General features: G+C 69.6%; 20 protein-coding genes. 2 read left to right on the top strand and 18 right to left on the bottom strand.

The annotated features are described in order from the left end of the window. Positions 1-140 precede the first annotated feature (140 nt). The 11 genes from ACZ6IM_RS11690 to ACZ6IM_RS11640 form a co-directional block, all read right to left on the bottom strand. A complete protein-coding gene (locus ACZ6IM_RS11690; protein ID WP_469556136.1) occupies positions 141-2,993 on the bottom strand; it encodes a DEAD/DEAH box helicase in 2,853 nt (950 codons plus the stop codon). A 67-nt stretch (positions 2,994-3,060) separates the two neighbouring features. Next, complete coding sequence (gene tatC, locus ACZ6IM_RS11685; RefSeq protein ID WP_052837750.1) at positions 3,061-4,011, bottom strand: twin-arginine translocase subunit TatC; 951 nt, start codon at positions 4,009-4,011, stop codon at positions 3,061-3,063. Positions 4,012-4,058: 47 nt separating this feature from the next. Then, a complete protein-coding gene (tatA, locus tag ACZ6IM_RS11680; RefSeq protein ID WP_052837749.1) occupies positions 4,059-4,346 on the bottom strand; it encodes a Sec-independent protein translocase subunit TatA in 288 nt (95 codons plus the stop codon). Positions 4,347-4,625: 279 nt separating this feature from the next. Beyond that, positions 4,626-4,820 (bottom strand): hypothetical protein, encoded by a 195-nt coding sequence (locus ACZ6IM_RS11675; protein ID WP_052837748.1) that lies wholly within the window; start codon positions 4,818-4,820, stop codon positions 4,626-4,628. A 10-nt stretch (positions 4,821-4,830) separates the two neighbouring features. Beyond that, positions 4,831-5,091: a hypothetical protein gene (locus tag ACZ6IM_RS11670; protein ID WP_052837982.1), complete on the bottom strand. Its 261-nt coding sequence runs from the start codon at positions 5,089-5,091 to the stop codon at positions 4,831-4,833. A 50-nt stretch (positions 5,092-5,141) separates the two neighbouring features. Then, positions 5,142-6,230 (bottom strand): helix-turn-helix transcriptional regulator, encoded by a 1,089-nt coding sequence (locus ACZ6IM_RS11665; protein ID WP_052837747.1) that lies wholly within the window; start codon positions 6,228-6,230, stop codon positions 5,142-5,144. An 18-nt stretch (positions 6,231-6,248) separates the two neighbouring features. Further along, positions 6,249-7,202, bottom strand: coding sequence for a helix-turn-helix transcriptional regulator (locus ACZ6IM_RS11660; protein ID WP_469556132.1), 954 nt, complete (start codon positions 7,200-7,202; stop codon positions 6,249-6,251). 137 nt (positions 7,203-7,339) lie between these two features. Further along, on the bottom strand, positions 7,340-7,711 hold the full coding sequence (locus tag ACZ6IM_RS11655) for an FKBP-type peptidyl-prolyl cis-trans isomerase (protein ID WP_052837745.1): 372 nt from the start codon (positions 7,709-7,711) through the stop codon (positions 7,340-7,342). Between the two features lie 60 nt (positions 7,712-7,771). After that, positions 7,772-8,779, bottom strand: a complete 1,008-nt coding sequence (locus tag ACZ6IM_RS11650; RefSeq protein ID WP_052837744.1) for an FKBP-type peptidyl-prolyl cis-trans isomerase — start codon at positions 8,777-8,779, stop codon at positions 7,772-7,774. Between the two features lie 184 nt (positions 8,780-8,963). Next, complete coding sequence (gene pafA / locus ACZ6IM_RS11645; RefSeq protein WP_052837743.1) at positions 8,964-10,325, bottom strand: Pup--protein ligase; 1,362 nt, start codon at positions 10,323-10,325, stop codon at positions 8,964-8,966. A gap of 9 nt (positions 10,326-10,334) precedes the next feature. Next, positions 10,335-11,594 (bottom strand): MFS transporter, encoded by a 1,260-nt coding sequence (locus tag ACZ6IM_RS11640; protein ID WP_469556127.1) that lies wholly within the window; start codon positions 11,592-11,594, stop codon positions 10,335-10,337. 105 nt (positions 11,595-11,699) lie between these two features. Between ACZ6IM_RS11640 and ACZ6IM_RS11635 the strand changes: the two genes are divergently transcribed. Next, positions 11,700-12,710 (top strand): LacI family DNA-binding transcriptional regulator, encoded by a 1,011-nt coding sequence (locus ACZ6IM_RS11635; RefSeq protein ID WP_469556125.1) that lies wholly within the window; start codon positions 11,700-11,702, stop codon positions 12,708-12,710. Positions 12,711-12,730: 20 nt separating this feature from the next. On the opposite strand, the gene prcA is transcribed toward ACZ6IM_RS11635, so the two are convergent. The 6 genes from prcA to arc form a co-directional block, all read right to left on the bottom strand. Beyond that, positions 12,731-13,501 carry a proteasome subunit alpha gene (gene prcA / locus ACZ6IM_RS11630; RefSeq protein ID WP_052837740.1) on the bottom strand — a complete coding sequence of 257 codons (771 nt, stop codon included), beginning with the start codon at positions 13,499-13,501 and terminating at the stop codon, positions 12,731-12,733. Between the two features lie 63 nt (positions 13,502-13,564). Beyond that, complete coding sequence (gene prcB, locus ACZ6IM_RS11625; RefSeq protein ID WP_052837739.1) at positions 13,565-14,410, bottom strand: proteasome subunit beta; 846 nt, start codon at positions 14,408-14,410, stop codon at positions 13,565-13,567. After that, a complete protein-coding gene (locus ACZ6IM_RS11620; protein WP_343234777.1) occupies positions 14,362-14,580 on the bottom strand; it encodes an endonuclease VII domain-containing protein in 219 nt (72 codons plus the stop codon). Before ACZ6IM_RS11620 ends, prcB begins: the two co-directional genes overlap by 49 nt. Positions 14,581-14,958: 378 nt before the next feature. Continuing rightward, a complete protein-coding gene (locus tag ACZ6IM_RS11615; RefSeq protein WP_043374843.1) occupies positions 14,959-15,177 on the bottom strand; it encodes a ubiquitin-like protein Pup in 219 nt (72 codons plus the stop codon). 177 nt (positions 15,178-15,354) lie between these two features. Continuing rightward, the gene (dop, locus tag ACZ6IM_RS11610; protein ID WP_469556120.1) at positions 15,355-16,866 is read right to left on the bottom strand and encodes a depupylase/deamidase Dop; all 1,512 of its coding nucleotides are present in this window, start codon (positions 16,864-16,866) and stop codon (positions 15,355-15,357) included. Between the two features lie 232 nt (positions 16,867-17,098). Continuing rightward, a complete protein-coding gene (arc, locus tag ACZ6IM_RS11605) occupies positions 17,099-18,865 on the bottom strand; it encodes a proteasome ATPase (RefSeq protein ID WP_052837736.1) in 1,767 nt (588 codons plus the stop codon). Positions 18,866-19,110: 245 nt separating this feature from the next. Here arc and ACZ6IM_RS11600 point away from each other — a divergent pair, with 245 nt between their 5' ends. Continuing rightward, on the top strand, positions 19,111-19,416 hold the full coding sequence (locus tag ACZ6IM_RS11600; protein ID WP_052837735.1) for a ferredoxin: 306 nt from the start codon (positions 19,111-19,113) through the stop codon (positions 19,414-19,416). 76 nt (positions 19,417-19,492) lie between these two features. Here the strand turns inward: ACZ6IM_RS11600 and ACZ6IM_RS11595 are convergent, their stop codons facing one another. Then, positions 19,493-20,083 (bottom strand): hypothetical protein, encoded by a 591-nt coding sequence (locus tag ACZ6IM_RS11595; protein ID WP_052837734.1) that lies wholly within the window; start codon positions 20,081-20,083, stop codon positions 19,493-19,495. Between the last annotated feature and the right edge of the window lie 208 nt (positions 20,084-20,291).

Raw genomic sequence — 20,291 nt, 5'->3', positions numbered from 1 at the left:
CAGGGAGTCATTCGAACACGTGGAGTAATGCCTCAAGGGTGCTCGAAAATCACTCACCGTGATGAGGGAAAGAGGCGCCGGAGCGCGCGAAGGCCCGGCGGGGTTCCCGCCGGGCCTTGGCCGTACTGGGGGTGGGGGGCTCAGCCCACGGACGAGTAGGCGACCACGCCGCGCAGCAGTTCGTCGACCGCCTTGCGCGCGTTCTTCGGGACGGTGGAGCCGTCACCGGGCGCGGCGGCCGAGATCTGGCCGAGGACGTCGATGACCTGCTTGCACCAGCGCACGAAGTCACCGGCCGGCATCTCCACCTCGCGCAGCACCTCGTCGAGGCCCTTGCCGGAGGCCCACATGTACGCCGCCCAGGCGAAGCCGAGGTCGGGCTCGCGCTGGCCGACCCCCTCGGTCTGGCTGATCCGGAAGTCCTCCTCCAGGGCATCGAGGCGGCCCCAGATGCGGACCGTCTCGCCGAGCGCGGCCTTCGCCTTGCCCGAGGGCACCTTCGGCGCCATCGCATCGTCGGCGGCCCGGGACTCGAAGACCAGCGCCGAGACGCAGGCGGCCAGCTCGGCCGGGGACAGCCCCTCCCAGACGCCTTCGCGCAGGCACTCGCTGGCGAGCAGGTCCAGCTCGCCGTAGAGCCGGGCCAGGCGCTTGCCGTGCTCGGTGACCTCGTCGCCGCGCAGGTAGTCCAGCTCGGTCAGCAGTGCGACGATCCGGTCGAAGGTGCGGGCGATGGTGTTCGTCCGGCCCTCGATCCGGCGCTCCAGCTGCGAGGTGTCGCGCAGCAGCCGGTGGTAGCGCTCCGCCCAGCGGGCGTGGTCCTCGCGGTCGTCGCAGCCGTGGCAGGGGTGGGCCCGGATCGCCTTGCGCAGCCGGGCGATCTCCCGGTCGTCGGCGGCCTGGGCTCGCTTCTTGCGGGCCCGCTCGGGCGGGATGTGCCCGGCCTTGGTGCGCAGCGCGGAGGCCAGGTCGCGGCGGGACTGCGGCGAGCGCGCGTTGAAGGACTTGGGGATGCGCATCCGGTCCAGCGCCTCGACGGGCACCGGGAAGTCGATCGACGCCAGCCGCTTGACCTGCCGCTCGGCCGTCAGCACCAGCGGGCGGGGCCCGTCGTGGTGGTCGAAGCCGCGGTGGCCGTTGGACCGCCCGGCGGGCAGCCCCGGGTCGAGGACCAGGGCGAGGCCCGCGTACTTGCCGGTGGGCACGTGGATGACGTCGCCCGGCCTCAGCTTCTCCAGCGCCACGGCGGCCTCGGCACGCCGCTGGTTGGCGCCCTGCCGGGCCAGCTCCTGCTCGCGGTCCTTCAGCTCGCGGCGCAGCCGGGCGTACTCGTCGAAGTCGCCGAGGTGGCAGGTCATGGAGGCCTTGTAGCCCTCCAGACCCTCCTCGTTGCGCTGCACCTGACGGGAGATGCCGACGACCGACTTGTCCGCCTGGAACTGCGCGAACGACGTCTCCAGCAGCTCCCGCGAGCGGTGCCGGCCGAACTGCTCGACCAGGTTGACCGCCATGTTGTACGACGGCTTGAAGCTGGAGCGCAGCGGGTACGTGCGGGTGCCGGCCAGCCCCGCGAGGTGCTCGGGGTTCATGCCGCGCTGCCACAGCACCACGGCGTGCCCTTCGACATCGATGCCGCGGCGGCCGGCCCGGCCGGTGAGCTGGGTGAACTCGCCGGGGGTGATGTCGGCGTGCTGCTCGCCGTTCCACTTGACGAGCTTTTCCAGCACGACCGAGCGGGCGGGCATGTTGATGCCGAGGGCGAGGGTCTCGGTGGCGAAGACGGCCTTCACCAGACCGCGGACGAACAGCTCCTCGACGACCTCCTTGAAGGTGGGCAGCATGCCCGCGTGGTGGGCGGCGATGCCGCGCTCCAGCCCCTCCAGCCACTCGTAGTAGCCCAGGACGTGCAGGTCCTCGCGGGGGATGGAGGCGGTGCGCTCCTCGACGAGGGCCCTGACCCGCTCCCGGGCGCCCTCGTCGTTGAGCCGGAGGCCCGCGTACAGGCACTGCTGGACGGCGGCCTCGCAGCCGGCCCGGCTGAAGATGAAGGTGATCGCGGGCAGCAGCCCCTCGGAGTCCAGCCGCTCGATGACCTCGGGCCGGCTCGGCGTCCACACCCGCGAGCGCTGTCTGCGCTCCCGCTCCCGGTCGGCCTCCTTCATGGCGCGGCCGCGCCTGCGGTCCTGGTAGGACGGGCGGCTGGCCTCCAGGCGCGCCATGCGCGTGAGGTCCGGGTTGACGGCCTTCTTGTGGCCCTCGGCCTCCTCGAACAGGTCGTACATCCGGCGCCCGGCCAGCACGTGCTGGAACAGCGGCACGGGCCGGTGCTCGGAGACGATCACCTGGGTGTCGCCGCGCACGGTGTCGAGCCAGTCGCCGAACTCCTCCGCGTTCGACACGGTCGCCGAGAGTGACACCAGGGTCACGGACTCGGGGAGGTGGATGATCACCTCCTCCCATACGGCGCCGCGGAAGCGGTCGGAGAGGTAGTGCACCTCGTCCATGACCACGTGGCCGAGGCCGAGGAGGGTCTGCGAGCCCGCGTACAGCATGTTCCGCAGGACCTCGGTGGTCATCACGACCACGGGGGCGTCGGAGTTCACGCTGTTGTCACCGGTGAGCAGGCCCACCCTGTCGCTGCCGTAGCGGCGGCACAGGTCGGCGTACTTCTGGTTCGACAGGGCCTTGATGGGTGTCGTGTAGAAGCACTTCCTGCCCTGCTGGAGGGCGAGGTGGACGGCGAACTCGCCGACGATCGTCTTGCCGGAGCCGGTGGGCGCGGCCACCAGCACGCCCTTGCCCGCCTCGAGCGCCTGACAGGCCTCGATCTGGAAGGGGTCGAGGCCGAAGTCGTACATCTCGCGGAAGGAGGCGAGCGCGGTGGCCTGCTCGGCAGCGCGCTGACGGGCTGCCGCGTACCGCTCGGCCGGTGAGAGATCCTCTGTCATCGTGCTTTCGAGCGTACCGGCCCGCACTGACAACCGGACGATCATTATCGGGATCGGCCGTGTGGGGGTTCCGTGGGGGCGGCGACGCCTGCCGTCACCGCCCCGGCGGTCCTCAGGTCACGTCGTCGTAGCCGTTGACCCGGTCCTTCGTGGCCTGCTCGGGCAGGGCACGGGCGGTGGTCACGGGCTCGACCTCGCCGATGTCCTCGGGGGTGAGGTCCAGGTCGGAGGCCTCGTCGTCGTCGGGTCCGAGGGCCTCGCGGCGGGCCTTGCGGCGGTCGTTCAGCAGGGAGACGGTGACCGCGGCGAAGTACAGGACCCAGATCGGCCCGGCCAGCATGAGCATGGTCAGCGGGTCCGTGCTGGGCGTGGCGATGGCCGCGAACAGGGTGATTCCCATGATCATCGCGCGCCACCAGCCGAGCATCCGCCTGCCGGTCAGCACCCCGGTGAAGTTGAGCATCACCAGCAGCAGGGGCAGCTCGAAGGAGAGACCGAAGACGAGGACCATGCGCGTGACGAGATCGAGCAGCTCGTCCAGGGGCAGCAGGTTGTCGACGTCGCTCGGGGTGAACTCGATCAGGACCTTCGCCGAGGTGGGCAGCACCGCGTAGGCGAAGTAGGCGCCGATGAGGAACAGCGGGGCGCCGGTGGCGACGAACGCGTAGGCGTACTTCTTCTCGTTCCTGTGCAGGCCCGGGGCGACGAACGCCCACAGCTGGTAGAGCCAGACCGGCGAGGCCAGCACGACACCGGCCGTCAGGGACACCTTCAGTGCCAGGGTGAAGGGGCCGAGCAGACCGTTGATGGTGATCTGCGCGCACGGCTCCGAGCCGGCCTTCGCCTGGGCCAGCTCGCCGAACGACTTCTCGCAGCCGACCGACTTGAGGATCGGTTCGGTGAGGAAGTTGATGATCTCCTGATAGAAGAAGGCGGCGACCACGGTGACGACGACGATGGCCAGCAGCGCCTTCGCGAGCCGGTTGCGGAGCTCACGAAGGTGCTCCGCGAGCGGCATCCGCCCCTCGGGATCCTTCTCCTTGTTGCGGGCAGGCTTCAGCAACCCACGTTCCCATCTCGTGCGGCGGGCCGGAGGTCACCGGCCCTGCGTCAGCGCTTGGTCGTGTCCGTCGGCTCGGTGACCGGCCGGGAGCTGGTCACGTCGCCGGGGGCGGCCTGGATGGTGCGCTGCGCCGCGGACTGCTCGGGGCCGGGCGGGTCGGCGGGGGCGGCCTCGTCGGACTTGGCCTCGCTCTTCATGGCCTTGGCCTCGCTCTTGAGGATGCGCGCCGACTTGCCGAGCGACCGCGCCATGTCCGGAAGCTTCTTCGCGCCGAACAGCAGGATGATGACGACGAGGATGAGAATGATCTCGGGGGCGCCGAGCCTTCCGAACATAAGTCTTTACCTTCTCACCGAGGCGGCTGGGTGGGGGTGCTGTCCGACCGGCCGGACATACGTCCGATCGATCGTCTTGTGCAGCGATCGTAACGCTCAGGGGTGAACGTGAGGCAATCCCCGTGCGTACTCCCGTCCGCGACCGGGCCTCGTTTTCCTGGCCGCGACCAGCAGCGTACCGCCCGGGGCCGGTGAGGTGACAGGGCGAAGTGCCCCAAAACGCAACTCACACCGGCCCGTCGGGTCACCGGCGCCACCTCGCGGCGGGACGCGGCCCGTTCACAAGGCGTCCACGGCACGGGCGGCGCTCTCGGTCGCCCGCTCCAGGTCCTCCGCGGCCCGGCTGATCCGGCGGGCGGAGTCCGTCACCTGCCGGCCGAGGCGCTCGGCCTCCACGAACACCTTCACGGCGAACACCGCGAGGACGGCGAGACCCAGGAAACCCACGGCAACCGCGAACATCGGCCAGAACATGACGTCGAGACTAGACGGTGGAATGAAGGCGCAGGGTCCTGACCCCGCCGCCGGTGAGCAGCTCCACGACCCGCTCCCCCGCCGGCTTGCGCACGGCCGACCCGCACTCGGGGCAGGTGAACGAGTAGAACGTGGTGCGGCTGGTGGCGCCGATGGCGAGCCGCAGCGCGCTCGCGGCGAGTTCGAAACGGCCCCGGCAGTCGGGGCAGCCCGCCTTGAAGACGACCGGTGACACGCGTCTCATGCCGGCGAACGCCGTCGCCGCCGACATGCCCGGCCCGGACGGCGGTTCGGACGGCCCGGACGGTCCCAGGGGGTCGCTCACAGTGCTCGCTCCTGCCTGTCGTGCTGCCCCTCGACCGCCCCGGCCCCGGCGCGCGCGCCGCTCGGCGCGACCGTCCCGGTCCCGCCGTGCGCCCCGGCCGCCTCGATCCCGTCGTACGCGGCCAGCGCCTCGCGGGCGGCCTGCCGGGCACTGTCGGCGAGCGCCGACGGGGAGACGATCCGGCCGTCGCGCCCCAGCCGCAGCGCCAGCCGCCGCAGGGAAGCGGGGTCGGGGGTGCGCAGGGTGATACGCAGTCCGCCGTCGGGAAGTTCATCGGCGCTGTCGTGCGGGTAGTACTCGGCGACCCAGCGGCCGCCCGGGCCGACCTCCACGACGACCTCGGGGTCCTCCGCGGCGGGCTGCACCAGGCCCTCCGACAGGTCCCGCAGCTCCACCTCCGGCGGCGCGGAGGGCTCGTCCAGGATGCGGATCTCGGCGACCCGGTCGAGCCGGAAGGTACGCCGCGCCTCTGAGCGGCGGCACCAGGCCTCCACGTACGTGTGCCCGACGCTGACCAGGCGGATCGGGTCGATCTCGCGCTCGGTGACCTCGTCGCGGGCCGGCGAGTAGTAGCGGATCCACAGCCGGCGGCGCTCGGAGATGGCCCGGTCGACGTCGGCGAAGACACCGCCCTCGGACTCGAAGGTGACGGACAGCCGCGAGCTGGCACCGGCGGCCTCGCCGGCCGAGGTCTCCACCTTTGCGGTCGCCCGCAGCAGCGCCTGCCGGTCGCTCTCGCGCAGCCCCGGCAGGGTCGCCACGGCCCGGGCGGCCACCAGCAGCGCGGTGGCCTCGTCGGCGGCCAGCCGCAGCGGCTCCGCGGCGTCCGCGCCGAGAGCGGCCGGGTTGTGCCACCAGATGCGCTCGCCGTCGGTGTCGATGTCGAGCAGGTCGCCGCCCCGGAAGCTGGTCCCGCACATAGGAAGCACGTCGAGGTCGGAGACCAGCTCGTCCTCGGTGATGCCGAAGGCGCGCGCCACGTCCTCGACCCGGGCCCCGGGGCGCTCACGCAGATACGTCACCAGGGACAGCATCCGTCGGGTCTGGTCGATGGCGTTCACGGGCCTGACCGGTTTGCCTGCCACTGTGTTGTCCGCTCCCCCTCAGCCCTTGGCCACGGCACGCAGCCGGTCCACCACGTCCGCACGCAACTCCGCGGGCTCCAGCACCACCACGTCCGGGCCGAACTCCACCAGCCAGGCGTCCAGGCCGTGCCCGTACGGAATCTCCAACTCGTCCCAGCCGTCACCGAGTTCCCGCACCCCGGTGGCCTTCGCCCGAAGGGGGTAACCCGCTCCCGTGCGCAGCCGGATCAGCGCGGAACGGTCGGCGGTCTCCCCCGCCCAGCTCGCGACCGTCTCCCGGACGGTGACGACGTCGGGCACCGGTGCGGTGAAGCGCGAGCCGCGCGAACGCACCTTCCCCGTGATCCGCGACAGCCGGAACACCCGCTCGGCCCCCCGGTCGCGGTCGAAGCCCGCCAGGTACCAGTGGCCGCGCCAGCACTCCAGCGCCCACGGCTCCACGTGCCGGGGCTCGGGCTGGGCGGCGTTCGCCTTGCGGTAGTCGAAGACGACCGGCCGGCGGTCGCGGCAGGCCAGCATCAGCGGCTCGAAGGCCGCCTCGTGCACCGGGATGCGGGGCTCCAGCGCGCTGTGCGCCTCGTACGGGTCGACGTCCTCGGGCAGCCCGGCCGCCCGCAGCTTCTGCAGCGCGCCGCTGGCGGCACCGGCGAGCCGGGCCTGCTGCCACACCTTCGCGGCCAGCCCGAGGGCGGCGGCCTCCTCGGCGTCCAGGGTGATGGGCGGCAGCCGGTTGCTGTCCCGCCGGGCCAGGTAGCCGATCTCGCCGTCGAGGCTCTCCACGGTCTCGATGACCAGTCCGAGTTCGCGCAGGTCGTCCTTGTCACGCTCGAACATGCGGTTGAAGGAGTCGTCCGAGGCCGCTTCGAGGTAGGCCTCGACGGACTCGCGCAGCTCGCGCTTGCTGAGTGGCCGCCGTGTCCCGAGCAGACACAGCGCCAGGTTCATCAGCCGCTCGGCCTTGGCAATGGCCATCGACGCCCTTCTCCCTATGGTGCTTACGACGGATGACCGTACCGCCCCGCGGTGGCGCGGCAAAAGCCGAGGGTCCATGCCCGGACAGGCATGGACCCAGGATGACCGGCTCTGATCACCGTCCGTTCGGATGTCGGTCAGACTCCGAGCAGATCGACCACGAAGATCAGCGTCGAGCCGGGCGGGATCGCCGGAGTCGGGCTCTGGTCGCCGTAGGCGAGGTGCGCGGGGATGGTCAGCTGGCGGCGGCCGCCGACCTTCATGCCCTGCACGCCCTGGTCCCAGCCCGCGATGACGCGGCCGCCACCGAGCGGGAAGCGGAACGGCGCGCCGCGGTTCCAGCTGGCGTCGAACTCCTCGCCCGTGCTGAAGGTCACGCCCACGTAGTGGACGGTCACGGTCTGACCGGCCTCGGCAACCGGGCCGTCGCCCTCCCAGATGTCCTTGATCTCGAGGCCCGCCGGGGGCTCGCCGCCCGGGAAGTCGACCTCGGGCTTGTCGATGCTCACGTGTTCAGCTCCTGCTTGTCTGCGGAAAGGCAACGGCCCAAGTCTTACATCCCCGAGGCGTCACATCTTCGCGAGGATGTCCACGGAGAAGACCAGCGTGGAGTCCTTCTGGATGCCGCTGCCCTCCGGCGGGCTGTCGCCGTAGCCCAGGTTGGGCGGGATGACGATGAGGACGCGGCTGCCGACCTTCTTGCCCGTCAGACCCTGCGCCCAGCCCTTGACGACCTGCTGCAACGAGAACGACGTCAGCTGCTTCCTGGCGTACGTGGAGTCGAACTCCTTGCCGCCGTCCCACAGCACACCCTCGTACTGCACGAGCACGCTGTCCTGGGCGCCGACCTCGGCGCCGTCGCCCTCCAGGACGTACTGGGCGGCGAGCTTCTTCGGCGGGTCGGTCTTCGGCACCTCGATGGAGGGCGCCTTGCCGTCGGTGTTGGTGCCGACCTTGGGCAGGGCGGCGTCGTCCTGCGCGACCTTCTTGCCGTCGGCGCTGCTCCTGGCGTTGAAGGTGTCCTGGATGTCGACCACGAACACCAGCGTGTCGTCGCCCTTGATACCCGCCTGCTCGTTGCCCTGCTCCCCGTACCCCCAGGTCGGCGGCACGGAGAACTGGACGCGGCTGCCGGTCTTCTTGCCGGTGAGCGCGTACCGCCAGCCGTCGATGATGCTGCCCTGGGCGAGCTGGATGACCAGCGGGGTCTTGCGGTCGTAGGAGTTGTCGAAGACCTTCGCGCTCTGCCAGACCTGGCCGAGGTAGTTCGCCGTGATGAAGTCGTTCTCCGCGACGGCCTTGCCGCCGCCCGCGATGACCGTCTTGACCGCGAGGTCCTTGGAGGGCTGGCCGCTGCCCTTGGCGACGGTCGGCTTCTCGTCGAACTTCGTCCCCGCCGTGATCGCCGGCAGCGGACCGTCGACGATCTTCGGCGGCGGTGGCGCGGAGGTGCCCGACGCCTGGGGAGACGCACTGTCGCTCGCGTTGCTCGATGAGCCGGAGTCGTCACCGTCACCGCATGCGGCGAGCGTGACCAGTCCCGCGGGGACGGCGATGAGGAGTGAGCGTCGGCGCACGGTGGGGGCCTCGTATCGGTATCGGGTCGGTCCTGTCGGCTGGCGTGCGCGCAACTCTACGGCGTGAGAAGGGCACCGCACGGCTAACGTACGGTGCCCGTGTGGCGTTCCGCCCTTTCGCGCGAAGACGCGTGTCTCACCCGTCCGGCCTCATACCGCCCGGATCACATCCGAACGACTCTGATCACATCCCGGCGATCAGCTTCTCCACCCGGTCGTCCACCGACCGGAACGGGTCCTTGCACAACACGGTGCGCTGCGCCTGGTCGTTGAGCTTGAGGTGCACCCAGTCGACGGTGAAGTCCCGGCGCTGCTCCTGGGCCCGCCGGATGAAGTCCCCGCGCAGCCGGGCCCGAGTGGTCTGCGGCGGAACGGACTTGCCCTCGAAGATCTTCAAGTCGTTGGCGACCCGGGCCGCCTGGCCCTTCTTCTCGAGCAGGTAGTACAGACCACGACGCCGGTGGATGTCGTGGTAGGCGAGGTCTATCTGCGCGACCCGCGGGTGCGACATGGTCATGTTGTGCTTGGCCCGGTACCGCTCCAGCAGCTTGTACTTCATGACCCAGTCGATCTCGGTGCCGATGCGGTCGAGGTCCTCGGCCTCGATGGCGTCCAGCGTGCGGCCCCACAGCTCCAGCACCCGCTCGACGGTGCCCGTGCGGATGCCGCGGCGCTCGCAGAAGTCCACGGCCTTCTCGTAGTACTCCCGCTGCACCTCCAGCGCCGACGCCTCACGGCCACTGGCCAGGCGCACCTTGCGGCGCCCGGTGATGTCGTGGCTGACCTCGCGGATCGCCCGGATCGGGTTCTCCAGGGTCAGGTCCCGCATCACCGTGCCCGCCTCGATCATGCGCAGCACCAGGTCGGTGGCACCGACCTTGAGCAGCATGGTCGTCTCGGACATGTTCGAGTCGCCCACGATGACGTGCAGGCGCCGGTAGCGCTCGGCGTCGGCGTGCGGCTCGTCGCGGGTGTTGATGATGGGCCGGGACCGGGTCGTCGCCGAGGAGACGCCCTCCCAGATGTGCTCGGCCCGCTGACTGACGCAGTACACGGCACCGCGCGGGGTCTGGAGCACCTTGCCCGCACCGCACAGCAGCTGCCGCGTCACCAGGAACGGAATCAGGATGTCCGCGAGCCGCGAGAACTCCCCGTGCCGGGCCACGAGGTAATTCTCGTGGCAGCCGTAGGAGTTGCCGGCGGAGTCGGTGTTGTTCTTGAAGAGGTAGACGTCGCCCGCGATTCCCTCCTCGTGCAGGCGTCGTTCGGCGTCCACCAGGAGTCCTTCGAGAATGCGCTCGCCCGCCTTGTCGTGGGTGACGAGCTCGATCACGTTGTCACATTCGGGTGTGGCGTATTCCGGATGTGATCCCACGTCGAGATAGAGGCGGGCCCCGTTGCGCAGAAAGACATTGCTGCTGCGGCCCCATGACACGACACGGCGGAAGAGGTACCGCGCCACCTCGTCAGGCGACAGGCGGCGCTGTCCCCTGAACGTGCACGTGACGCCGTACTCGTTCTCCAGCCCGAAAATGCGGCGGTCCATGACTGAACATTACGCCTGATGACCCGAACTGAAACGGGGTTCGACGGCACGGTTTGGATCATTTTCCGATGAAGCCGCAACCACCGCTCCCCGCGCGGGAACTGCGAGGACCCGCCCGGTGCACGCCAGCACCAGCAGCGAGACGCACCCCGCCGCCCCCGGCACCGCGAAACCCCACAGCGCCCCGCCGTGCTCCACGACGGGCCCCGCGACGCCCGTCCCCACCGAGGCGCCCACGGTGAACGTCGTCACCAGCCACGAGAACGCCTCCGTCACCGTGCCGCGCGGCGCGTGCACGTCGACGAGCACGAACGCACAGGCGATGCACGGCGCGAGGAACACCCCCGCGAGCACCGTGAGCAGCACCATGGCCACCGCACCCGGCATCAGCATCAGCGGCAGGTAACAGACCGCCAGCAGCGCCACCAGCACCCGCAGCCGCCGCGCCGGCTCACCGGTCCACCGCCGCGCCCCGTAGACGGCTCCCCCGACCAGCGCACCGAGCCCCAGGGCGGCCATCAGCCACCCGTACACGGCGTCACCCCCGTGCTCGTCGGCGTACGGCACCGAGGCGACCGTGATGGACCCGAGCGCCATCCCGATGAACAGGAAGGCTCCCAGCAGCGCCAGCAGCCCGCCCGAACGCAGCGCGCCCAGCCAGTGCGCCTCCCGCGGCGCCGACCGCCAGGCCCGCGAAGGCGGCGACACCACCACCGACAGGGCGCCCAGCACACCGACACCGTTCAGCACCAGCAGCGCGGCCTGCGGCGACCACAGCGACACGCACACCGTCACCAGCAGCGGCCCGACGGTGAACATGACCTCCTGCGCCACGGCGTCCATCGCGTACGCCGTGTGCACCTGGTCCTCCTCGCGGAGCACACTGGGCCACAGCGCCCGCAGCCCGCCCTCCAGCGGCGGCGTGAACACCCCCGCGGCCGCCACGGACAGATACGCGAGCACGGCCGTCCCGGTGCCCGCGAAGGCGAACACGGCCATCGCCAGCGCCGACAGCACCGCGGCCGGCAACTGCACCCGCGGCTGCCCGTGCAGGTCCACCAGCCGCCCCAGCACCGGCTGCCCCACGGCGTTGGCGACGCCGTACACCGCCGCCAGCGCCCCCGCGAGGCTGTACGAACCGCCCTCGGCCCGCACGAACAGCACGATCGCGATCGCCGCGGTGGCGTTCGGCAACCGCCCGACCAGCGTGCCGACGAGCAGCCGCACGGCATGCCGCGCCCGGAGGATGTCCAGATACCCGGCGACCACGACGTACCTCCTTTGTCCTCGCTCCAGCAAGTGTTACGTATAACTCCTGCCGCCATACGTACCATGTCGCCAGTTCAGCAGTCCAGACGAAAGCGCAGGCGAACGGTGGCACGAGGCAGCACCCGCCCCACGAGCCGGGACGTCGCCCAGGCCGCCGGCGTCTCCCAGGCGGCCGTCTCCCTGGTCCTCGGCGACAAGTGGCGCGGCCGCGTGTCGGAACCGACGGCCCAGCGAGTCCGCGACGCCGCCCTCGAACTCGGCTACCGTCCCAACCTGGCCGCACGCAATCTGCGCCTCGGACGCACCCGCACCGTCCTGCTGGTCGTCCCCGCGCTCACCACGGAGTTCTTCGCCGAGGTGTACACCGGCGCCGCACGCGTCGCCGCCGAGCACGGCTTCGGCGTGGTCCTCTACCCCTCACCCGAAGGCGTGGGCCCCGCCCGGGACCCCTTCGCCTCCGCCCAGGCCGCGCTGGACGGTGTCATCGCCTCCTCCATGGCCGCCGACGCCCTCTCCGCCATCCGCGGCGACCAACTCCCGCTCGTCATGCTCGACAGCGACCCGCACGGCAGCCTGGGCGCCGCCACCGTCAACCTGGACATCGCCGACGGCATCCGCCAGGTCACCGAGCACCTGCTGTCCTTCGGCCACCGCAGCTTCCTCCACCTCGCGGCCGACATCCCCTCCTGGACCTTCGAGGTACGCGCCCGCGAACTGGCCTCGCGGCTCGCCGACGTCCCCGGCACCGAGCTGCGCACGATCCGGGCACCCATCTCGATCGAGGGCGCCCTGAAGGCCACGGAGGCCGCCCTCGCCGCGCCCGGACCCCGGCCCACGGCGCTGGTCTGCGACGACGACAAGCTCGCGGCCGGCGCGTACAAGGCGGTCCGGCGCGCCGGACTCCGCGTCCCCGACGACCTGTCCGTCACCGGCCTGGACGACCTCGGCCTCGCCACCGCCATCGACCCCGAACTCACCACCGTCCGCCTCGACGCGGAGGCCTTCGGCGAACGGGGCATGCGCGCACTGCTGGCGGTACTGGAAGGCAGGCCCCCCGAGGAGGGGGACCTGCCGGTGAGCCTGGTGGTACGGGGGTCTACGGCCCCGCCGCGGTGAAGCGAGGGTGAGGTGTGCGCCTACTCCTCGTCCGACCCGGAGTCGCTCTCGGCCTCGGTCTCCGCCTCGCCGTCCGCCGACGCCGCACCCGCACCGGCCTCCAGCAGCCGCGACAGCTGGCCGCCCACGATGCGCTTGAACTTGCGCTTCTGCGGACGCGTCCGGTCCAGCACCGCGACCTCCAGCCGCTCCGCCGGAATCTCCCGCTCACTGCCGTTGGTGTCGCGGGACAGCGCCTGGACCGCCAGCTTCAGCGCCTCGGCCAGCGTCATGCCGTCCCGGTGCCGCTGATCCAGATAGCCGCTGATCTGCTCCGCGTTGCCCCCGACCGCCACAGAACCGTGCTCGTCGACGATCGAACCGTCGTGCGGCAGCCGGTAGATCTGGTCACTGTCCGGACTCTCACCGACCTCGGCGACGACCAGCTCCACCTCGTACGGCTTCTCGGCCTGGCTGGAGAAGATCGTACCCAGTGTCTGGGCGTACACGTTGGCCAGACCACGTGCGGTCACGTCGTCACGGTCGTAGGTGTAACCCCGCAGGTCGGCGTAGCGCACCCCGCCGATCCGCAGGTTCTCGTACTCGTTGTACTTGCCGGCGGCCGCGAAGCCGATCCGGTCGTAGATCTCGCTGAACTTGTGCAGGGCACGGGACGGATTCTCGCCGACGAACACGATGCCGTCGGCATACTGCAGCACGACCAGGCTGCGACCACGGGCGATGCCCTTGCGGGCGTACTCCGCCCGGTCGGCCATCGCCTGCTGAGGAGATACATAGAACGGCGTCGACACCGGTTATCCGTCCCTTTCTGTCGAAGTCACTGGACCACCTGACAACACGAAGACCGGCTCCCGCTACAGCAGCGCGGCCCGCGGACCGTCCGGCTGCTCCAGCCGGGCCTGCAGCACCGCACCGGCCAGCTGGGCAGCCTCGTCCTCGCCGAGCCGGCGGAAACCGTCCTCGGTGATCACAGTGATGATCGGATAGATCCGGCGGGCGACATCGGGACCACCGGTCGCCGAGTCGTCGTCAGCCGCGTCGTACAGCGCCTGCACCACGAGGGTCGTGGCCTGCTCCTCGGTCAGGTCGTCACGGAACAGCTTCTTCATCGCACCGCGCGCGAAGACCGAGCCCGAACCCGTGGTCGCGTAGTTCCGCTCCTCGGACCGGCCACCCGTCACGTCGTACGAGAAGATGCGGCCCCTGCCCCGGTCCACGTCGTACCCGGCGAACAGCGGCACCACGGCCAGCCCCTGCATCGCCATGCCCAGATTCGACCGGATCATCGTCGACAGGCGGTTCGCCTTGCCCTCCAGGGACAGCTGCGCGCCCTCGACCTTCTCGAAGTGCTCCAGCTCCAGCTGGAACAGCTTCACCATCTCCACGGCCAGGCCCGCCGTGCCGGCGATGCCCACCGCCGAGTACTCGTCGGCCGGGAAGACCTTCTCGATGTCCCGCTGGGCGATCATGTTGCCCATGGTGGCCCGCCGGTCACCGGCGAGCACGACACCACCGGGGAACGTGACCGCCACGATCGTGGTGCCGTGCGGTGCCTCGATGACGCCCTGCACCGGCGGCAGCTGCCGGTTGCCCGGGAGCATCTCCGGCTGGTGCTCACCGAGGAAGTCCATGAAAGAAGAGGACCCGGGCGTCAGGAAGGCAGCTGGTAGACGCCCGGTGCTACGAGTGTTGGCTTCCACGCGTTTCCTTCCAGGTAGTCGGCAGCTCGGTACATCGCGTCGGGGTCATCCCTCAACAGACCGAGGCCTGAATTGCAGTTGAAGCACAGTACGCCACGGACCCTACCCGTCTTGTGACAGTGATCCACGTGCACGGCCGGAGCCTTCAGACAAATCACGCAGAGCCCCATCTGAGAGGCGACAATCGCGTCCCGCTCAGTCTCGGTAAGCCCGTAGTGACGCATGAGGTGGCGTGCACGCCCCGCCACAGACCGGCATGCTTTGCAACGTGCCGACAGCCCGTCCAAGGCCGCGGCGTTGCGATGCCACTCACTCCACGGCTTGACCTCGTCACAACTCAGGCAGTGCTTGTGCCCCTCGGGCACGTCCACTCGGCGAACCTTCTTGCCCTGAGCCTCCCGGCGGCGCCGGTATGCCTGGGCGCCGCATTCGCGGCAACGGTCCTGAAGCCTGTCAAGCTTGGACCTGTTCGCCGCGAATGCACTGGTAGGCAAAGTCCGCTTGCATGCCGAGCAATCCTTCTCGGCATCCAAATTGGACATTTATTCCTATTCTCCACCTTTTTGGACAAATGACCGCACGAAGTCCTCGGCGTTCTCTTCCAAGACATCGTCGATCTCGTCCAAGACGGAGTCCACGTCGTCGTTCAGCTTTTCCTGGCGTTCCTTGAGGTCCTCCGATGCCTGCGCGTCCTGCGCCTGCTCCTCGACCTCCTCGGTGGACCGCGTGGCCTTCTGCTGCCCGCCGCCGGTGTCCTTGGTCGCCATAACCCTCACCCCGCTCGGTTCGCCCGACACAGTTGCTCGGTCAAGATCAGACCCTACAAGTCTGGTCCGACATCGACCCCGCACTTCCTCCAACGTACGGGGACCATCTCCATGGTTCCCGGACCTGGGATATTCCACCCTGTCCGGCTGCTTACTCCCCGGTACCCGCTCGGCCGCTCACCCGCCGGACAGGACCCTGACCAGGTCGTCCGCGGTGCGGCAGCGGTCCAGGAGCTCCTTGACGTGATTACGCGTTCCGCGAAGCGGTTCCAGGGTTGGGACCCGCTGGAGCGAGTCCCGGCCCGGCAGGTCGAAGATCACCGAGTCCCAGGAGGCCGCCGCGACGTCGTCCGCGTACTGCTCCAGGCAGCGCCCGCGGAAGTAGGCCCTGGTGTCCTCGGGCGGCTTCGTACGGGCCCGCTCGACCTCGTTCTCGTCGAGCAGGCGCTTGATGCGGCCGCGGTCCACCAGGCGGTTGTAGAGGCCCTTGTCGGGCCGTACGTCGGCGTACTGGAGGTCGACGAGGTGCAGCCGGGGGGCGTCCCAGTCGACGTTGTCGCGGCGGCGGTAGCCCTCCATGAGTTCCCGCTTGGCGACCCAGTCCAGCTCGCCGGCCAGGCTCATCGGGTCGTTCTCGAGCCGGTTGAGGGTGTCCTCCCAGCGGCCGAGGACGTCCTTGGTCTGGTCGTCGGCGTCCGCGCCGTACCGCTCCTCGACGTATTTGCGGGCCAGCTCGTAGTACTCCATCTGGAGCTGCACGGCGGTCAGGGTGCGGCCGCTGCGCAGCGTGACGAGGCGCTTGAGCGTCGGGTCGTGCGAGACCTGGTGGAGGGTGCGTACGGGCTGGTCGACGGCCAGGTCGACGGCGATGAAGCCGTCTTCGATCATGGACAGGACCAGGGCCGTGGTGCCCAGCTTGAGGTAGGTGGAGATCTCCGACAGGTTCGCGTCACCGATGATCACGTGCAGGCGGCGCCATTTCTCGGCGTCCGCGTGCGGTTCGTCGCGGGTGTTGATGATGGGCCGCTTCAGCGTGGTCTCCAGGCCGACCTCGACCTCGAAGTAGTCGGCGCGCTGGCTGAGCTGGAAGCCGTGTTCGTGGCCGTCCTGGCCGATGCCGACGCGGCCGGCGCCGGTGAAGACCTGGCGGGAGACGAAGAAGGGGGTCAGGTGGCGCACGATGTCCGAGAAGGCGGTTTCCCGCTTCATCAGGTAGTTCTCGTGCGTGCCGTAGGAGGCGCCCTTGTTGTCGGTGTTGTTCTTGTAGAGGTGGATGGGCTGGGCGCCGGGCAGCTGGGCGGCGCGCTCGGCGGCCTCGGCCATGATGCGTTCGCCGGCCTTGTCCCACAGGACCGCGTCGCGCGGGTTGGTGACTTCCGGAGCGCTGTATTCGGGGTGGGCGTGGTCGACGTAGAGCCGTGCACCGTTGGTGAGGATGACGTTGGCGAGGCCGATGTCCTCGTCGGTGAGCTGGCTGGAGTCGGCGGCCTCGCGGGCGAGGTCGAAGCCTCGCGCGTCCCGCAGCGGGTTCTCCTCCTCGAAGTCCCAGCGGGCCCGGCGGGCCCGGTGCATCGCCGCCGCGTAGGCATTGACGATCTGGGACGAGGTGAGCATGGCATTGGCGTTCGGGTGGCCGGGGACGGAGATCCCGTACTCCGTCTCGATGCCCATTACTCGCCGTACGGTCATGCGGCCCTCCTTGCCCGGCAGCGCCCGTAGTGGGCGCTGCTCAAGTACCGCTGGCGCTCCGATGCGTATGCGGTGCCCGTCCCCGCACTGCGCGACTCGGCGGTATGGAAGAGCCTAGAACGCCTTGGCGCTGGCGGGGAGATCATTTGCGTCATTGCCTTGCTCCAGCCGGGGCTCCGGAAAACAGTCGGCTGCGGGTACCCACTGAGGGGACCCGCAGCCGCCCCGCCTTTTACAGGTACTGACCGGTGTTCGCCACCGTGTCGATGGAGCGTCCGGTGTCCGCGCCCTGCTTTCCGGTGACGAGCGTACGGATGTACACGATCCGTTCGCCCTTCTTTCCGGAGATGCGGGCCCAGTCGTCCGGGTTGGTGGTGTTGGGCAGGTCCTCGTTCTCCTTGAACTCGTCCACGCAGGCCTGGAGGAGGTGGGAGACGCGGAGGCCCTTCTGGTTCTTGTCCAGGAAGTCCTTGATCGCCATCTTCTTGGCGCGGCCCACGATGTTCTCGATCATGGCGCCGGAATTGAAGTCCTTGAAATAGAGGACTTCCTTGTCGCCATTGGCGTAGGTGACTTCCAGGAAGCGGTTCTCCTCGGATTCGGCGTACATCTGTTCCACCGCCGTCTGGATCATGCTCTGGACGGTGGCCGCCTTGTCCTTCTCGTGCTCCGCGAGGTCGTCGGAGTGGAGGGGGAGGCGTTCGGTGAGGTACTTGCCGAAGATGTCCTTGGCCGCTTCGGCGTCCGGACGTTCGATCTTGATCTTCACGTCTAGCCGGCCGGGCCGCAGGATGGCGGGGTCGATCATGTCCTCGCGGTTGGAGGCGCCGATCACGACCACGTTCTGCAGGCCTTCCACGCCGTCGATCTCGGCGAGCAGCTGCGGGACGATGGTGTTCTCCACGTCCGAGCTGACGCCGGAGCCGCGGGTGCGGAAGAGGGATTCCATCTCGTCGAAGAAGACGATGACGGGGGTGCCCTCGCTGGCCTTCTCACGGGCCCGCTGGAAGACCAGGCGGATCTGCCGCTCGGTCTCGCCGACGTACTTGTTGAGCAGCTCGGGGCCCTTGATGTTGAGGAAGAAGCTCTTGCCGGCGGCCTGGCCGGTGACCTCGGCGACCTTCTTGGCCAGCGAGTTGGCGACGGCCTTGGCGATGAGCGTCTTGCCGCATCCGGGAGGCCCGTAGAGCAGGACGCCCTTGGGCGGACGCAGCTCGTGCTCCCGGAACAGGTCGGGGTAGAGGTAGGGGAGCTCGACCGCGTCGCGGATGGCTTCGATCTGTCCGCCGAGGCCGCCGATCTGCTCGTAGCCGATGTCGGGAACCTCTTCGAGGACGAGTTCTTCGACCTCGCTCTTGGGGACGACCTCGTAGACGTAGCCGGATCGGGGTTCGAGCAGGAGGGCGTCGCCGGGGCGGATCGTGAGTCCGCGCAGGGGCTCGGCGAGCCGTACCACCCTTTCCTCGTCGGTGTGGCCGAGCACCAGGGCGCGCTCGCCGTCCTCGAGGATCTCCTTGAGGGTGACGATGTCGCCGACGCTCTCGTACTCCATGGCCTCGACCACGTTGAGTGCTTCGTTGAGCATCACTTCCTGGCCGCGTCGGAGCTCGTCTAGCTCGACGCTCGGGCCGACGTTCACCCTGAGTTTGCGGCCGCCGGTGAAGATGTCGGCGGTGCCGTCCTCGTTGGCCTGCAGGAAGACACCGAAGCCGGCGGGTGGCTGGGCCAGCCGGTCGACCTCTTCCTTGAGGGCCACGATCTGGTCGCGGGCCTCGCGGAGTGTGCCGGCGAGTCGCTCGTTCTGGGCGGACACGCCGGCCAGGTTGGTCTGCAGTTCGACGATCCGCTCTTCGAGAATTCTCGTGTGTCGCGGAGATTCGGCGAGCTTGCGTCGCAGGACGGCGATCTCCTGCTCAAGGTAGGCCACCTGCCCGGCCGGGTCCTCGGACCCGCGTCCCGGGCGGATGCCGCGGTTCATGTCGTCGTCGTGGGCTGCCACGGTCCTCACCTCCTCCAAGGGGAGCTGGACGCTTCCAGACCCTACCTGGGTGGGTGTCGATTGAAACCCCTAGATCACAAAGACTGTCGGGGTGTGTCCGATCTTCACCCTTGCGCTCTCCCTCACGCCAGGGGAATACCCACGGAACGTGGCGGGAACCCAGGCGGGGGTAGGGTCGAAGTGTTCAACACCCGCCAGAGCTGGCCGGATTCCCGAACGGCTCGACGCAGGAAACGGCAGGAGAGATGAGCGTGCAGCAGGAGGCCGGAGTCGACGGCGAGGCTCTGGAGGTCTGGATCGACCAGGACCTGTGTACCGGCGACGGCATCTGCGCCCAGTACGCGCCCGAGGTGTTCGAGCTGGACATCGACGGTCTGGCCTATGTGAAGGGCGCGGACGACGAGCTGCTGCAGGCCCCGGGGGCGACAACGCCGGTGCCGCTGACGCTTCTCACGGATGTGGTGGACTCCGCGAAGGAGTGTCCGGGCGAGTGCATCCACGTGCGTCGCGTTTCGGACAGGGCCGAGGTCTACGGCCCGGACTCAGAGTGACCAAAATGTGACTTGGCGCGTACGTTCCGTGACCACTGTCTGGTGTGTCACACCCCCTGTCCCCCGGGGGTGCCGGTCAGACGGTGCGTGCCTGTGAGGGCGTGTCGCTGACGAACGCGCCGTTCTTCCACTGCCACTTCACGTCGTCGGTGACGTCGGGGCAGCAACTGGGCACGTCGGCCGTCGAGTAGCCGAGGAGGGTGGCGCGGACGACGCCGTCGCGCACCGCGAGTTCGGTGGCCGTACGGCGGTCCTTGGGGTCCACGAGGGTGGCCACGACGCGGGACTTGCCGCCGTCGGTGCCCCGTGTGATGACGTACACGCCGTCGGGGGGTGTGCCCATGGGTGCGTCGCAGTGCACGACGGCCACGGTTTCGGGGTTTCCGTCGCCGTCGAGGTCGCCGGAGGCCTTCTTCTGCACCACGGCCTTGACCGGGCCGCATTCCAGGGGGAAGGCCACGGTGGCCGGATCCGGCGGCGCGATGTGGGCCGGTGCGCTCTTGGGAGCGGGGGCGGCGGCCTTGTCGGCGCTCTGGGCAGCGGTCGCGGCGTCGGGCTGGAGGACCGAGGACAGCGCGACGACGCCGGCGACGGCCGTGGCGGTGGCGACCCAGTGGATCGGCCGGGTGTGGGTGTGCGAGAGGTCCGGAACGGCGGGGTGCTGCACGAGGAGTGTCTCCTGTGAGGGCTGTGCCGGTGGGGGTGGCCTGCATCGTGCCACACGTCACAGTGCGGGGGAACGGCGGGGTGGGTACTCGTTACGGTTCCCGCGCGGCCGCGTTCTCCCGTCGGGTGGCCGCCGTCAACGCGTCGACGCCGTGGTGGGGTTTGCGCGGGGGTGGGGGCCCCCACCCCCCCGGCGGGGGGGGGTGGGG

The organism is Streptomyces sp. NPDC042336 (assembly GCF_055581985.1).
The sequence above is the reverse complement of the archived record's forward strand: the minus strand, read 5'-3'. Positions and strand labels throughout refer to the sequence as shown.

What these genes read in the sequence shown, in the direction of transcription:
- ACZ6IM_RS11670 (WP_052837982.1), bottom strand. Translation starts at nt 5,091, where the DNA reads ATGTCGGCGGCGACGGCGTTCGCCGGCATGAGACGCGTGTCACCGGTC.
- ACZ6IM_RS11690 (WP_469556136.1), bottom strand. Translation starts at nt 2,993, where the DNA reads ATGATCGTCCGGTTGTCAGTGCGGGCCGGTACGCTCGAAAGCACGATG.
- dop (WP_469556120.1), bottom strand. Translation starts at nt 16,866, where the DNA reads ATGACCGTACGGCGAGTAATGGGCATCGAGACGGAGTACGGGATCTCC.
- pafA (WP_052837743.1), bottom strand. Translation starts at nt 10,325, where the DNA reads ATGGACCGCCGCATTTTCGGGCTGGAGAACGAGTACGGCGTCACGTGC.
- ACZ6IM_RS11660 (WP_469556132.1), bottom strand. Translation starts at nt 7,202, where the DNA reads ATGGCCATTGCCAAGGCCGAGCGGCTGATGAACCTGGCGCTGTGTCTG.
- ACZ6IM_RS11675 (WP_052837748.1), bottom strand. Translation starts at nt 4,820, where the DNA reads ATGTTCTGGCCGATGTTCGCGGTTGCCGTGGGTTTCCTGGGTCTCGCC.
- ACZ6IM_RS11615 (WP_043374843.1), bottom strand. Translation starts at nt 15,177, where the DNA reads ATGGCGACCAAGGACACCGGCGGCGGGCAGCAGAAGGCCACGCGGTCC.
- ACZ6IM_RS11620 (WP_343234777.1), bottom strand. Translation starts at nt 14,580, where the DNA reads ATGGGGCTCTGCGTGATTTGTCTGAAGGCTCCGGCCGTGCACGTGGAT.
- ACZ6IM_RS11600 (WP_052837735.1), top strand. Translation starts at nt 19,111, where the DNA reads ATGAGCGTGCAGCAGGAGGCCGGAGTCGACGGCGAGGCTCTGGAGGTC.
- tatA (WP_052837749.1), bottom strand. Translation starts at nt 4,346, where the DNA reads ATGTTCGGAAGGCTCGGCGCCCCCGAGATCATTCTCATCCTCGTCGTC.